This window comes from Luteibacter sp. SG786 (genome assembly GCF_011759605.1).
Taxonomy (GTDB): Bacteria; Pseudomonadota; Gammaproteobacteria; order Xanthomonadales; family Rhodanobacteraceae; genus Luteibacter.
This window is the reverse complement of record NZ_JAAOYX010000001.1, coordinates 137,698-151,577: the sequence shown is the minus strand read 5'-3', so window position 1 is coordinate 151,577 and position 13,880 is coordinate 137,698. Positions and strand designations below refer to the sequence as shown.

Here is a 13,880-nt window from a genome sequence, read left to right as displayed (position 1 = left end):
CCGCTGAAGCGGCTCCCACACGAAGCAAGCGCCTGCCCGGCAGGCGCTCTCGGCGCGGTCAAAAATCGTACGACACGCTCAAACGCCCATATCGCGGCTCCTGCCGCGCCGTGATCACGCCGTACGCCGGTTCAGGCAGGCCGGGGCCTGCTTCTGAATAGGGGTACTTCTGCAACGCGCGCCGCTCGTTGAGCAGATTGAACACGTTCGCATTGAACGCCAGTTTCCCGTCGCCGAACGACGGGCGCCACGTCACACCGAGGTCGATCTGGCGTATCCACGGTAACCGGCCCTGCTCGCCCGGCGGCGACGGCAGGCCATCGCAGTAGTGATAGTCGCCGGAATAGCCCGCCGGGTCGGAGCGATCCGGCCCGTAATAGCCCAGGCAATGCCGCGGAGTCCCCGATACCAGGCTGACGTTGGCCGAGGCCAGCCATTCCGGAGCAATCTGCCAATAGCCGAACACCTTGAACTGGTGCGTGTGATCGTTGCTCTGCGGCCCGTTGGTGTGCTCCATGATCTCCGCGTTGTCCCAGTCCTCGCTGGTGGATGCGGCCGTCTGGTTGAGATCGGAGCGTAGCTGGCCTTCCGTATTGCCGTAGCTCCGCGAGAAGACATAGCTGGCGCGCGCATACCAGGTGCCGTCGAACGGATGCTCCAGCAGCAGTTCGAGGCTGTAATACTTGCGCTTCAGCCCCTGGAAACCCAGCTCCTTATTGCTCACCGGCACTTCCACGTGATTACCCGCGGTGTCCAGCAGCGTGAAGGTATTCGCCTGCCCTGGGTTGAACAGGTAGCAACTGTTCACCTGGTTGGTGTCGATGTCCAGGCCGAGGGCCTGCCCCCGCGCGACGATGCGATCGATGTCGCAATAGTCGTCGATGGCGTTGCGCAGCTTCCGGTACGTCAGCTTGGCGCCGTAAACCCAGTCGCTGCCGAGCGTCTTCGTGAAGCCCAGGATGTACTCGTCCTGGTTTTCCGCTTTCATGCCCTTGGCGGCCACGGTCTTCGGGTCCGGAAGCTGGCCGAAATAATTGTTCGACGATACGGGCACGCCGGGCGCGATTGCCGTCAACCCGGTCGGCTGACCATCGGCGGCGATACCGGTGTATGTGAAATATTGCGACGTGGATAGCGCCCCGCCCGCCGCGTTGAGCGCGGGATTGAGCGGCAGCCCCAGGTAATACCGGCCGGCGTTGCCATACACCTTGAAGGTGGAGTCGCCATTCACGTCCCAGCTGAAGCCGAGGCGCGGCGCCCACTGCGGCGACGTCTGCTTGATGTACACCTCGCTGTCGGCGTTGTAGTTGGTGAACTGGTCGTTGCGCAAGCCGAGTGTCACCAGCCATCGGTCGGTGACCTGCCACGCATCTTCGATGTATTGCGCCCGCTGGCTCGACCGAACCGTGGCGAGGCTGGACGACACGCCGCGTATCACGTAATAGCCCGCTTCGCCGCCCGGATAGTTCCCCGGCGCGTCCACGCCCAAGCCGGTGGAAATGGGAAGATTGGGTGCGCCCTGTCCATAGGTCCAGATATAGCCCGGACCCGAACTGGACGTGCCCTGGTCGCGCGCCCGTGCCTGCTGGTTGTCGATGCCCGCGGTGATCGTGTGGTCACCCAGGGTGTAGTGAATGTCGAATCGCGTGTTCGTCGTCTCGTTGCCGCGATTCGGATTCGCCAACGACGAGACCGTCTGCCCGTTGTCGCGCGCTACGCCGCCGGTGTAGGCGGGATTCTGGAAATCCTGGCCCGCGATATACACGGCATCGGGGTTGTATCCCGAAGGCACCACATAGTTCGTCGTACGCATCTTTCCGTACTGCGCGCTGATGGTGAGGCTGTCGGTCAGGTAACCCGTGTACTTCGCCGTGTAGACGTCGCCGCCGAACTTCTCGTTATTCGCGCCGGATAGGCGTTCTCCGCGCCGGCGGTTGGAGTAGTCGTAATCGTAGATGGTACCCGAGCGTTCCGACTTGTCGGATGCGCCGGTCACTTCGAGGATGTTGGCGTCGTTGATATTCCAGTCCAGCTTCGCGTACCAGCGTGGCAGCTGATATCGGTACGAGCGGTCCGGCGACTGCGGCAAGGTCACGTTGCTTATCGTGTCGCCCGTCTGCCTTTCCACCTCGGCCGCCGCAAAGAGAAACAGTTTGTCTTTGATGAGCGGTCCGCCGGCATACAGGCTGGCCGTCGTGGACGTGACCGTGTTGCCTCTGTTGGGCGCATAAAGGTTGCCCGCCTTCGGCTGCGGCGGAAGGCCGTTGGTGTAGTAACTGTCCTTCTCGCGGGCGCGCAGGCCGTTCGGCTCCCAGATGATCTGCGCGCCGCCGTGCCACTCGTTCGTGCCGCGCTTGCCGACGACGTTGATGACGCCACCGTCGGAGCGGCCGTATTGGGCGCTGTACCCACCCGTGTAAACCTCCTGCTGCTCGATGGCGCCGTAAGGCAACGAAATGCCACCGAAGCCCCGCAGCGGATCGGTCGTGTTGAATCCGTTGACGTAGTATGCGTTCTCGCTCGCCGCCGAACCGCCGAAACTCACCAGCGAATTGCCCGTGGCACTGAGGTAGCTGCCACTGTTGTTGACGGCACCGGGGGCCAGCAGGGCGATCGCTTCGGAATTGCGTCCGAGCGGAAGTTTCGCGAGCTGCTGCGAGGTAACCACAGTGCGCGAGTCGACGGTCGACACGTCGATGGCGGGCAAGGCATTCGCGGACACGCTCACGCCGCCAAGGTCCTGCACCGCTCCCTCTGCAAACGACACCTCGACACCGGAGCCCACACGCAACGCGACGTTCTCCCTGCTCTGCACCGTCGTACCGGCATGGATCACCGACACCGTGTACGTGCCCAGCGGGAGCTGCGCCACCGAGTAGCGACCGCGCGCGTCGATGGGAACGTCGCGCGTGAGTCCGGTGTCGTTCACCACACGAACGACATCACCCTCGGACGCCTGCACCTGGCCATAGATGGATCCCGTGGTGGACTGCGCCAGCACGGCCCCTGAAAACGCGGAAAACACCGCGACGGCCAGCAATGACCGCTGCAACGACAACATGCTCATGGAAACCCTTGATCGTAGAAGAAGGGCAAGCCCCGACCGCATCGCCTTCCCCTTGCGAGGGCGATGGATCGATCGCAGCGGCTTGCCGGTGCACGGACGTGAACGCCCGTCACGCCTGCGAGGCGTTGGTGGTTGGAAACGGAATCAGGAAAGTGCGCCGTGCCCGGCGCAGCCGAACAGCGCTAGCGCCGCTGGATCAGCGGCAACAACAACATCGCACGGCGGCGAGACGCACGCGCGTGGGGTAGAAAACAACGAGTTCAGGGTGACGCATGACGACCCCTCGTTTTTTGCTGCGGTGCGCAACCGTAACACGGTTCGATATGGCCGTGTCAAGCATTTGGACGTCTAGATGGCTCGCGACCCGAAATGAGATAAAAGTTCGGATGCCCGGCCAGAGCCCGCGGCATCCGTTCCAAAGCCCATCAGGACAGACGCCCCCCTAGGTCCGGGCCGTAGCATGAAGGACTTACTAGCGACGGGACGTCAATGCCTTCCTGTCTCGATTTGGTTCTTCTTTGGGCAGGCTACGCGATAAAGGGCCGGCTTGGCGTACACACGGTCGGAATCCCGAGCCTTGACCTGTAGTTCGATCACGGCGCCCTCGTCATTTGGTATCCGGCTCGACTGAATACTGCGACACATATATTTGATCTGCAGACGCCCGATGTCTTCCTGCCGTGACAGCTCATATTCCCGCTCTTGGCAGCCGATCCCAGTGCAATCGAGCCGAGTCGACCAGACCCTTACCGGAAAGCGAGGGTTTCCTTTGAAACTGAAAGGCATCCGGGTGTCGCGATTTATCTGCCCCTGGACCTGCTGGGTTGGGTTGATCGCGAATTCCTCGCACGGTAGCTTGTTCCGATAGAGCCGATAACCCTTTGCGACACCACGCATCGCGAGCACCTGAAACTCTCTTTTTTTGAGAAACTCGGCATCTTTGGGACTGGTGTGGAAGCCAACCTCCACGATGACCGATGGCATCTGGGCTAATTTGTTTTCCGCGTGCCAAGAGGCCACATGCGGCACCGGACTCACAGAAAAGCTCTTGAAATCATCATCCGTACGAATCAGTTCTCGCGCACTGCATAGAACCTTCGAAGCAAGCTCGTGGTCTTCAGGCCGACCATGGATGTATGTGCGTAACCCATTGGCTGCACTGCTAGCATCTGCGTTCGTATGAATATGAAGCAGTGCATCTGCCTTCATGTGATTGGCGAAGAGAGGGCGACTACGAATGTCTTCGTTGCGCTCTTTCAGGGGGCTATCCTTACCCTGCGATTGCCATATGTCCGTCAGGTCGGCATCTGACCTTTCAAGATGGTACCGTGCGGCGAGACGCCACCATGCTTCGCCGCTAGGTTTGTGGGAAAGCCTATCGCCCTGGTAGCGCAAGGTCTTAACGTCGACATTGTCCCGCTGTAACTCCCAGAGGAGATGCCCGGAAAGCACCGGCGTGATGTCATCCTCAAGGATACCGTTGGCGGGCTCGCGCTGAGCACGCCAATCCTTATATTTGTGGTGAAAGTAAAGTCCGTGCCCCGGCGATAGGACTACCAGGGGTTTGCGCTCGACATTGCGGCGGCGCCTCTGGCTCCTCGCAGACGCTTCAGGACGGCGATTAATCGGCCAGTGATCGGCATCAAACCCGCCAAACCTGAAGTCTATGCCGGTCACGCCGTCGATCCGCTCCATCAGGCCCCATAGTGCGCTGCTCAGATGCGCGGCAAAGTCGTCGAACTCGCTCGTCAACGCGTCGGGACCAAGTCGCTCATCAACATTGAGAAGTACGAGATTGGTCATCGGATCGACGCTGACCTCGACGTGGATCGGCAACGGGTCTTCGCTGAAGAAGTGGGCTCCGATGATGGCATTGTCGACGGCGCGCTGCATTTCCCTGACGAGGTTTGCTCGCTCATCTTCCGTCATTTCGACGATTGTCTTTTTCGGAAGCTCCTGCGCGCTCGCTTGAGGCGTGCACGTGTAGGCCGCGGTGAGCATCAAACATAGGAATATCCGCCTGCGTAGTGATTGCGACATGGTCGATCCGAGAAGCGCCGCGGAGTGCGGCGCCCCCATCGTCCTTGCCGGCACGGGCTTGGATGAGTCGCCACTTCCCGCGCACTTGCGTCAATCAACCACTCACCCGCTCCGGGAAATAACCCACAGCACGCCAGCTCTCTCGACAAGCTGCCTCGGACATGGCGGGAGTCCCTGCAAAAGCCAGACCTGCGTTGCGCGAACACCCTGAATCGCACGAACAAAAAAAGCCGCGGCCCGAAGGCCGCGGCTCTTCAACGCACACCGAAGTGGGCGAGGCTTACTTCATCAGACCTGCGAGGGTCTTGCCGAGGTCGGCCGGGGACTTGACCGTGGTCACGCCCGCCTTTTCCAGCGCGGCGAACTTCGCGGCCGCAGTGCCCTTGCCGCCGGAGATAATCGCACCGGCGTGGCCCATGCGCTTGCCCGGAGGCGCCGAGGCGCCGGCGATGAACGACACCACGGGCTTCTTGACGTACTGGCCGATGAACTCGGCCGCATCTTCCTCGGCGCTTCCGCCGATTTCGCCGACCATGATGATGCCTTCGGTCTGCGGATCGTCCTGGAAGAGCTTCAGGCAGTCGATGAAGTTCAGACCGTTGATCGGGTCGCCGCCAATGCCGATACAGGTGGACTGGCCCAGGCCTTCGTTCGTGGTCTGGAACACTGCTTCATACGTGAGCGTGCCCGAACGGGAGACGATGCCGACCTTACCCGGCTTGTGGATGTGACCCGGCATGATGCCGATCTTGCACTCGCCCGGGGTGATGACGCCGGGGCAGTTCGGACCGACGAGCACCACGTCCGGATGCGACTTCAGCACGTTCTTCACGCGCATCATGTCGAGCACCGGAATGCCCTCGGTGATGGCCACGATGACCTTGATGCCGCCAGCGATGGCTTCGAGGATGGAATCGGCCGCGAACGGCGGCGGCACGAAGATCACCGATGCGTCGGCGCCCGTCTGGTCGACGGCGTCGCGCACGGTGTTGAAGACCGGCAGGCCGATGTGCTCGGAACCGCCCTTGCCCGGGGTGACGCCACCGACGATCTTGGTGCCGTAGTCGATCGCCTGTTCGGCGTGGAAGGTGCCCTGCTGTCCGGTGAAGCCCTGGACGAGGACCTTGGTGTTCTTGTTGATCAGGACGCTCATGTTGCTTTCGCTCCTCAGGCCGCGGCGGCCACGGCCTTCTGGGCCGCATCGTTGAGATCGTCGGCCGGCGTGATCGCCAGGCCCGAGTTGGCCAGCAGTTCGCGGCCCTTCTCGACATTGGTGCCCTGCAGGCGCACGACCACCGGAATCTTCAGGCCCACTTCCTTCACGGCAGCGATGATGCCTTCGGCGATCAGGTCGCAGCGCACGATGCCGCCGAAGATGTTGACCAGGATGGCCTTCACCTTGTCGGACGAGAGGATGAGCTTGAACGCCTCGGTGACGCGCTCCTTGGTGGCGCCGCCGCCGACGTCGAGGAAGTTGGCCGGCTCGCCGCCCGCCAGCTTGATCACGTCCATCGTGGCCATCGCCAGGCCGGCACCGTTCACCATGCAGCCGATCGTACCGTCCATGGTGACGTAGTTGAGGTTGTGCTGGACCGCAGCCGCTTCGGCGGCGTCTTCCTGCGTGAGGTCGCGCATGGCGGCGAGGTCAGGATGACGGAACTCGGCGTTGTCGTCGGAGTTCACCTTGCCGTCGAGGGCGGCGAGGTTGCCGTCGGCGAGGATCGCCAGCGGGTTCAGCTCGACCAGCGAGAGGTCTTTCTCATTGAAGAGCTTGTACAGGCCCAGCATGATCTTGACGAGCTGGTTCACCTGCTTCGGATTCAGATCCATCTTGAAGCCGAGCTCGCGGCACTGGTACGGCTGCAGGCCTTCCACGTAATCCACCACGATGGTGTGGATGTCTTCCGGCGTGTCGTGCGCCACCTGCTCGATGTCGACGCCGCCGTGCTTCGAGGCGATGAACGAGATCGACTTGGTGTCGCGGTCGGTGAGGATCGACAGGTAGAGTTCCTTCGCGATGTCGGTCGCGTCGGTAACCAGCACCAGGTTCACCGGCAGCGCACGGCCGGCCGACTGGTAGGTTTCCATGTTCGTGCCGAGCATGCCCTTGGCAGCGGCGCGGACATCGTCCAGGCTACGGCAGAACTTGACGCCGCCGGCCTTGCCGCGACCGCCTGCGTGGATCTGGGCCTTCACCATCCACTGCGTGCCGCCAAGGTGCTTGGCGGCATCGACGGCGGCGTCGGGAGAGTTGGCAGTCTTGCCCGGCGGCACGGCGATGCCGTACTTGGCGAACAGTTCTTTAGCCTGGTACTCGTGGAAATTCATTCGATACCTCGAGCGAACGGGAGAAAACGTGTGAACGCGCGCCGGCCGTGAGGCCTGCACGGGGAGGGGGGAGCGATTGCGAGCTGTTTCACGCAATACGGCCGCGTATTTTCCCGCAAGGCGCCCCGGATGGAAAGGGGCGCCCAGCCATCCGCCCACGCACGGTGCGACGCAGTCGGCTTGCCGCAACGGCCGGCGCCCCTATACTGGAGGCCATCCAGGGCCCCGGGGGGCCCCCGGCGGAGAAGCATCCAGGTGTCCACGCCCGCGTCGACCATCGCCGCCCAAACCCGCGCGAACCAGACCACCGCGCGCCACGAACTCTTCTTTTTCAACTACTTCCGGCTGGGCCAGGCCGCCGTTTACACCGCCTTGGCGTTCCGTCCGGAGCACCTGAACTGGCCGGCGCTGCCGGAGCCCGTGATTGCCCGGGTGTTCGCCCTCGCCTACCTGCTGGCCGCCCTGGTGATGGTCGCCCGTACCCGCCGGAGCCTTCAGCGGCCCGTGCTGATCGTGTCGATCGGGCTCACCCTCGACGTGGCGGCGGCGCTGATGGCCTTGGTGCTCATGCACGACGTGCGCATGGGCGTGGCCATGATGCTGGCCGTGAACATCGCCACCGGCGCGCTCCTGCTGCCATTCCGGCTGTCCATGTTCTTCGCCGCGCTGGCCACCCTGGGCATGCTGGGCCACTCGGTGTTCGACCTGACCACCGATCCTTCCGACAGGGAGCTCGCGGAATACGGCCTGTTCGGCGCGGCCTACTTCGCCTGCGCCTCGCTGTGTTACGTGCTGGGACGCAATATCCGCGCCTCCGAGGCCTTGGCCGAGCAGCGCGGCATCGACCTCGCCAACCTGTCGCAGGTCAACGAGCTGATCATCCGGCGCATGAAGACCGGCGTGCTGCTGGTGGACGAAGGCAATCGCATCCATCAGCTCAACGAGTCGGCCTGGATGTTGATGGGTAATCCCTCTGCCGACCAGCGCGACCTGGGCAGCCTGGCGCCCGAGCTGTCGCGACGCCTCTATCACTGGCGTGCCTCGGGCAAGCTGGACGAGAGCGCCACCATGCTGGCCGACGGCACACCCGAAGTGGTGCCCCGCTTCACCCGCCTCGCACCCAACGACGATTCGCATGTGCTGATCTTCCTCGACGACACCTCGCTGGTGTCGCGCCGGGCGGAAGAACTGACTCTGAGCTCGCTGGGCAGACTGTCGGCCTCCATTGCCCACGAGATTCGCAATCCGCTCGCCGCGATCCACTACTCGGCGCAGCTGCTGGCCGAATCCACCGACATGAACGACACCGACCTGCGCATGGTGGAGATCATCAACAACCACTGTTCGCGGCTCAACGAGATCATCGAGAACATCCTGCAGCTCTCCCGCCGGGAACGTTCGCGGCCCGAGACCCTGGACCTGGGCCAATGGGTGCACCACTTCGTGACCGAGTATCGCCAGGGTAACGACCTGGGCTCGGACATCCTCCGCGCCGTTTCCGGCAGCGAGCCCGTGGCCGCGGTGGCCGACCCCCAGCACCTGCAGCAGGTGATCTGGAACCTCGTACAGAACGCCCTGCGTTACGGCCGCCTGCCCGGCGAGCCGGCCCGGGTGATGCTGGTGGCCAGGCATTCGGAGGCCGGCATCCCCATTCTCGAGGTGATCGACCGGGGGCCCGGCATTCCGCCGAAAGTGGCCGCGCAGATCTTCGAACCGTTCTTCACAACGCACGAATACGGCACGGGCCTGGGACTTTACCTCGCCCGCCAGATGGCGGAGGCCAACCAGGCCGCCCTCGAATACGTGCGCGTGGCAGGCGGCGGCAGTTGCTTCCGCATCAGCCTTACGCCGCCCGCACTCACCGCCGCCGCGGCTCCCGTGGCGGCGCGGGCGTGAAGGCACGCCACCCAACCCTTCCTGAGGTCATGATGTTTGCGATAACGTGTCCGATCACCATTAACCGAACCTTTCGGACCCAATGAGCAAGCAGACCGTACTGGTCATCGACGACGAGCGGGACATTCGCGAGTTGCTGACCATCACTCTCGGTCGAATGGAACTCGACGTCGACGCCGTGGGGAGCGTCAGTGAAGCGCGGAGCGTGCTGGCCTCGCGGCACTACGACCTGTGCTTCACCGACATGCGCCTGCCGGACGGCAGCGGCCAGGAAATCATCGAACTCATCGCTGCCCAATATCCGGACATGCCGGTGGCGATGATCACGGCCTATGGCAATGTCGACGCCGCCGTCACCGCCTTGAAGGCCGGCGCCTTCGACTTCGTGTCGAAGCCGGTGGACATCCACCTGCTACGCCGCCTCGTGCGCACCGCGTTGCGGCTTTCGGAAGAACGCAAGGCCGAAACGGGCAGCAAGTCGGGGCCCGGCGCGGATCGCCTCATCGGCGACTCCCCCGCCATGACCGAGGTACGCGGCAAGATCGCCAAGCTGGCCCGCAACCAGGCACCGGTCTACATCGCCGGCGAGTCCGGCGTGGGCAAGGAGCTGGTAGCGCGCCTCATTCACGAGATGGGCCCGCGCTCCGCCGGCGCCTTCGTGCCGGTGAACTGCGGTGCCATTCCGTCTGAACTGATGGAAAGCGAGTTCTTCGGGCACCGCAAGGGCAGCTTCACCGGCGCGCATGCCGACAAGGAAGGCCTGTTCCAGGCGGCGCAAGGCGGCACCCTGTTCCTCGACGAAGTGGCCGAGCTGCCCCTGCACATGCAGGTGAAGCTGTTGCGCGCCATCCAGGAAAAGGCGGTGCGCCCGATCGGCGGTCGCGATGAAATTCCCGTAGACGTGCGCATCCTGTCCGCCACGCACAAGAACCTTGCCTCGCTCGTGGAGCAAGGCCTGTTCCGTCAGGACCTGTTCTATCGCATCAACGTGATCGAACTGCGCGTGCCGCCGCTACGCGAGCGTCGCGGCGACGTGCCCCGCCTGGCCGATTTCATCCTGCGGCAGCTCGCGGCGGAGTCCGGCGGTGCGCCCGGGAAGCTCAAGCCGGAAGCGCTGGCGGCGCTGGAGGCTTATCACTTCCCAGGTAACGTGCGCGAACTGGAGAACATCCTCGAACGCGCCATGGCCATGTGCGAAGGCGATACGATCGAGGCCGACGACCTCATGCTGCCGCAGCGCACCGCGACGCCATCGGCGGCGGCCGCCACGGAAGCTGTATTGTTGGCTGCCGCCACAGCACAGCCAGCAGCCGTACGTGCGGTACCCGCGGCCGACGGCTCGCTCGAGGATTACATCTCGAACATCGAGCGCGACACGATCATCAAGGCGCTGGAAGAGTCTCGCTACAACAAGACGGCGACGGCTAAGAAGCTGGGGATCACGTTCCGGGCGTTGCGGTACAAGTTGAAGAAGCTGGGGATCGACTGAGGCATGGCCTCAGTCGAGTCACGTTCCGAGTGACTCTTCGTCATCGAAGTCCAATAACGAGATCAGGGGCGAGAAGTCCACTTTCCAAATATCGACTTCGCAGGGAACGCCGTCCGAGCCGACGTAGAGCGAAGCGAGTGCCTTCGTGCCGTCCGAATCGGTGAATTCCACCTCGCTCGCAAGGAACGTGGGACCGCCGAACGGAGGATCGACAATGAGGTAGCTACCCATGCCGCCATCGTCGAGTTCTTCCACCATGATCTCGCCCAGCAAACTATCGTTCGGCAGGAGCAGATCGGCCTTTTTTGCTAGATGCTGCAACAGCGCTCGTTCATTCTGCCGTAGCGGTCTCACGAGCAAACCTCAACTGAGCGGTTAAACCTCGACGTGCTCTGCGCACGCTCGTCGCGGCACGCAGCCAACGCAGGTGCCAAGCCCGTGCCGAAGCGCACGCCTCGCAGCCAGATGCTCATGGAGAGGTTCGCAGCGCTTCGGCAAACGTTATCGCTCGCTTCAGAAGAGGTCGCAGTTCGCTACCCTCGACATGGAAGTACGCTTCGCCAAAGCCCACATGCACTTGCAGGAGCTTCGGTGCGCGGGCATGGTCAACCCTCACACTGACCACGGCGCCAGTTCGCGCGAAGGCATCGAGCCGTGCGAGAGGCCCGGCAATCGCACCTGGATCAGGAGTGTTGGCCGAGTACAGCCCTACAGGCAGCGGAACGGCATTCAACGCTCTTTCCAGCGTCTCGCATAGCTGCGCCGAGTCCTCCCGAAACGCTGGGGCCGAATCGGGATCGCCGTCAATCAGTACGGTGTATATCCTGCCCCGCTGACGAAGACCGTCCATTTTCAATAGGGACGATCGCCCGCGGTGGCCGAGTTCGGCAAGTTGCAAAACGAGGCGAGCGACGCGCAGCCAATAAGGCATATCGCTTGTGCCAATGCAGTCCTCAATGCTCATGTCGTCGAAGCTTGGTGCCTTTACAGTCATTCATCGGGCGGCATCCCAAGCGCCTCCGCGTCCAGCTTCGCCCTCAGGACCGTAACGCCTGACAGGTCAAATGCTCCGGACGGGTCGACACTCGTAACCAGCAGCCGCCCTCCCCCTTCGATGTGTTGTCTGAAGCCCACTTCGTCCGAGGTTCTTACAGGGGTAAATGCGATCGTTCCATCGATACACTCACTCTTGAAGATCGCCGAGTGGCCCCCGAAGGAAAACAAGCGTCGTTCCGCCATCGCTCCGACACAGGACAGAGCGGCCGAATCATAACCAATAGCGAACCTGGCAACGGCTGGCCCATTCGGGTGGAGAACGAGCAAGTACATGGATCCGATGCCTTCGGCTCGCAGCCGATATCCTCGCGCAGACCAAGGGAGCCATCTTGAAGCGCGCGGGTCGTTGCTGTGCGCATCGATCTCTTCTTGGTACCGGTCGAGGGCATCGATCAACGCATTCACATAAGCTTGCATCGCCGGCGTCATCTTCCGCTGCCTGCGCAACACTTGGGGACCGGGCCGCGGGAGATCGAAAGCGTTCGCATTGCCGAGGACCACCATCTCCGCAAGGACCAGCGCCACTGCAGTCCCGGTTTTCATGCGCCAGCTCCGGATGATCACCGGAGTTAAGTCCTTACTGCATCGACACTCAAGACGAATTCCGGAAGATCGTCAGTGGATACGTATACCTCTGCGAGGTGGTGGACCGGCATCACCGCGAGCACAAATGGAGGATCAAGGGTTCGGAAACACGGGAAGCACAAGCAAGGGGGTATCGTCGACCTTCCAGATTTCCACTTCGTACGGATTGTTGTTCCTGTCTACAAATAGCGATGCAAGGACGTGTATGCCATCCACGTCTGTAAAATCGACGTCTGAAACCAGATTATCGAAATCGCGATCGGCGTGCTTGTTGAGAACAAAGCCAGACCTGACTCCGTCACCCCGCAAATCCTCGACCCGACGCTCATCCAACCAAGTATCAGTTGGACGCTGCAGGCCAGCTTTTCGCATCAGATAGAGTAAGAGGGAGCGCTCTTCTGCTGTTAAAGTTCTCATTTCGCTGCTCCAGGCGTAGTGATGCGCCCGACGTTTATCGATCCATCAGGGAGACGATACGCCGTGTAGGTCAGCTCCATCCCTTCCACTTCCACAATACCATTGTAGGGCTTCCCCGGAACAACGTTTCGAGAAGCAGACTTAAGGTCTGCGAGCACGACATCGCGGACGGCAGATCTAGAGAGACCCACACCCTCAATGTGGCGAAATGCGTGCGATGCTGCGTTTTCGTTCCGACCGAACGTGATTGCGACGCGCTCGGCAAGACCAAAAGCTCCTGCAAGGCGCCCAAGGACTTTACCGATGGCGCCTCCGGCAAGCATCATTGCTCCCTCGCGAGCACCGAATGCACCGGCTTCCTCAAGCGCCTCACCTTGCTGACGCAAAATATTGGCTCGAGTAGTCTTAACTTCGTCGCATTCCGCTGTGTCGCAGCCAGGTCGATGATTTGAACCGTCATCACCCTGCGAGAGTGATACTCGCTGGTAAAATGTTCTCTCCTCTGGGACGAGCCAGCCGTCGCTCATGCATTCCGATCGATCAAGTGATCCGCTGCAGCTTCTCCTACCGGTCGGATCGATATATCTGTAGGGATTGTCCGTGGCATATGCAAACCGCCCCATCATCGAGACCGTACCAGGGGTGTAGATGGCTGGATCCACTGATACAAATCGTGCAATCTGCGGATCGTAGTATCGCGCCTGCATGTAGATGAGGCCGACATCATCGTCCTTCACATGCCCGGTGTATCCCAAACTTTCCGAACCTCCGCCCAGCGCGAGAACTCCGTACGGCCTGTAATCTGTTGATGAGGTTACAACGCCGTTTGCATCGGCTGTCGCCAGTACTGTGCCCTGATGATCCACATAGAAATAGGTAACCGTCCTAGCGATCGCACCCGGAACATAGAACGAAGCTATGAGTATCCACCACAGGAGCGCAATCTTTTGGCTCCATGTAGAGGTTGCCAGTTCGACTGTCGATTGTTTCGCTCGGTTCATT

At 62.0% G+C, this 13,880-nt stretch carries 11 protein-coding genes; 2 read left to right on the top strand and 9 right to left on the bottom strand.

Going from position 1 to position 13,880, the window contains the following annotated elements:
• Nucleotides 1-58: 58 nt before the first annotated feature.
• The 4 genes from FHS47_RS00600 to sucC form a co-directional block, all read right to left on the bottom strand.
• Nucleotides 59-3,067 carry a TonB-dependent receptor gene (locus FHS47_RS00600; RefSeq protein ID WP_167021862.1) on the bottom strand — a complete coding sequence of 1,003 codons (3,009 nt, stop codon included), beginning with the start codon at nt 3,065-3,067 and terminating at the stop codon, nt 59-61.
• 486 nt (nt 3,068-3,553) lie between these two features.
• Entirely contained in the window at nt 3,554-5,068 is a 1,515-nt protein-coding gene (locus FHS47_RS00595; protein WP_167021861.1) for an N-acetylmuramoyl-L-alanine amidase, read from the bottom strand.
• A 319-nt stretch (nt 5,069-5,387) separates the two neighbouring features.
• Nucleotides 5,388-6,260, bottom strand: a complete 873-nt coding sequence (gene sucD / locus FHS47_RS00590) for a succinate--CoA ligase subunit alpha (protein ID WP_167021860.1) — start codon at nt 6,258-6,260, stop codon at nt 5,388-5,390.
• A gap of 14 nt (nt 6,261-6,274) precedes the next feature.
• Nucleotides 6,275-7,435 (bottom strand): ADP-forming succinate--CoA ligase subunit beta, encoded by a 1,161-nt coding sequence (gene sucC, locus FHS47_RS00585; RefSeq protein WP_167021859.1) that lies wholly within the window; start codon nt 7,433-7,435, stop codon nt 6,275-6,277.
• Nucleotides 7,436-7,690: 255 nt separating this feature from the next.
• On the opposite strand from sucC, the gene FHS47_RS00580 reads away from it, so the two are divergent.
• Together FHS47_RS00580 and FHS47_RS00575 are read left to right on the top strand one after the other, a co-directional pair.
• Nucleotides 7,691-9,331 carry a HAMP domain-containing sensor histidine kinase gene (locus tag FHS47_RS00580; RefSeq protein WP_208381712.1) on the top strand — a complete coding sequence of 547 codons (1,641 nt, stop codon included), beginning with the start codon at nt 7,691-7,693 and terminating at the stop codon, nt 9,329-9,331.
• Nucleotides 9,332-9,413: 82 nt separating this feature from the next.
• Nucleotides 9,414-10,820 carry a sigma-54 dependent transcriptional regulator gene (locus tag FHS47_RS00575; RefSeq protein ID WP_167021857.1) on the top strand — a complete coding sequence of 469 codons (1,407 nt, stop codon included), beginning with the start codon at nt 9,414-9,416 and terminating at the stop codon, nt 10,818-10,820.
• A gap of 18 nt (nt 10,821-10,838) precedes the next feature.
• Here FHS47_RS00575 and FHS47_RS00570 read toward each other — a convergent pair whose 3' ends face one another.
• The 5 genes from FHS47_RS00570 to FHS47_RS00550 form a co-directional block, all read right to left on the bottom strand.
• Nucleotides 10,839-11,141, bottom strand: coding sequence for a hypothetical protein (locus FHS47_RS00570; RefSeq protein WP_167021856.1), 303 nt, complete (start codon nt 11,139-11,141; stop codon nt 10,839-10,841).
• Nucleotides 11,142-11,289: 148 nt separating this feature from the next.
• Nucleotides 11,290-11,784: a hypothetical protein gene (locus FHS47_RS00565; protein WP_167021855.1), complete on the bottom strand. Its 495-nt coding sequence runs from the start codon at nt 11,782-11,784 to the stop codon at nt 11,290-11,292.
• A 26-nt stretch (nt 11,785-11,810) separates the two neighbouring features.
• Nucleotides 11,811-12,419 (bottom strand): hypothetical protein, encoded by a 609-nt coding sequence (locus FHS47_RS00560; RefSeq protein WP_167021854.1) that lies wholly within the window; start codon nt 12,417-12,419, stop codon nt 11,811-11,813.
• A gap of 135 nt (nt 12,420-12,554) precedes the next feature.
• Nucleotides 12,555-12,878: a hypothetical protein gene (locus FHS47_RS00555; protein WP_167021853.1), complete on the bottom strand. Its 324-nt coding sequence runs from the start codon at nt 12,876-12,878 to the stop codon at nt 12,555-12,557.
• Complete coding sequence (locus FHS47_RS00550) at nt 12,875-13,879, bottom strand: RHS repeat-associated core domain-containing protein (protein ID WP_167021852.1); 1,005 nt, start codon at nt 13,877-13,879, stop codon at nt 12,875-12,877. Before FHS47_RS00550 ends, FHS47_RS00555 begins: the two co-directional genes overlap by 4 nt.
• Between the last annotated feature and the right edge of the window lies 1 nt (nt 13,880).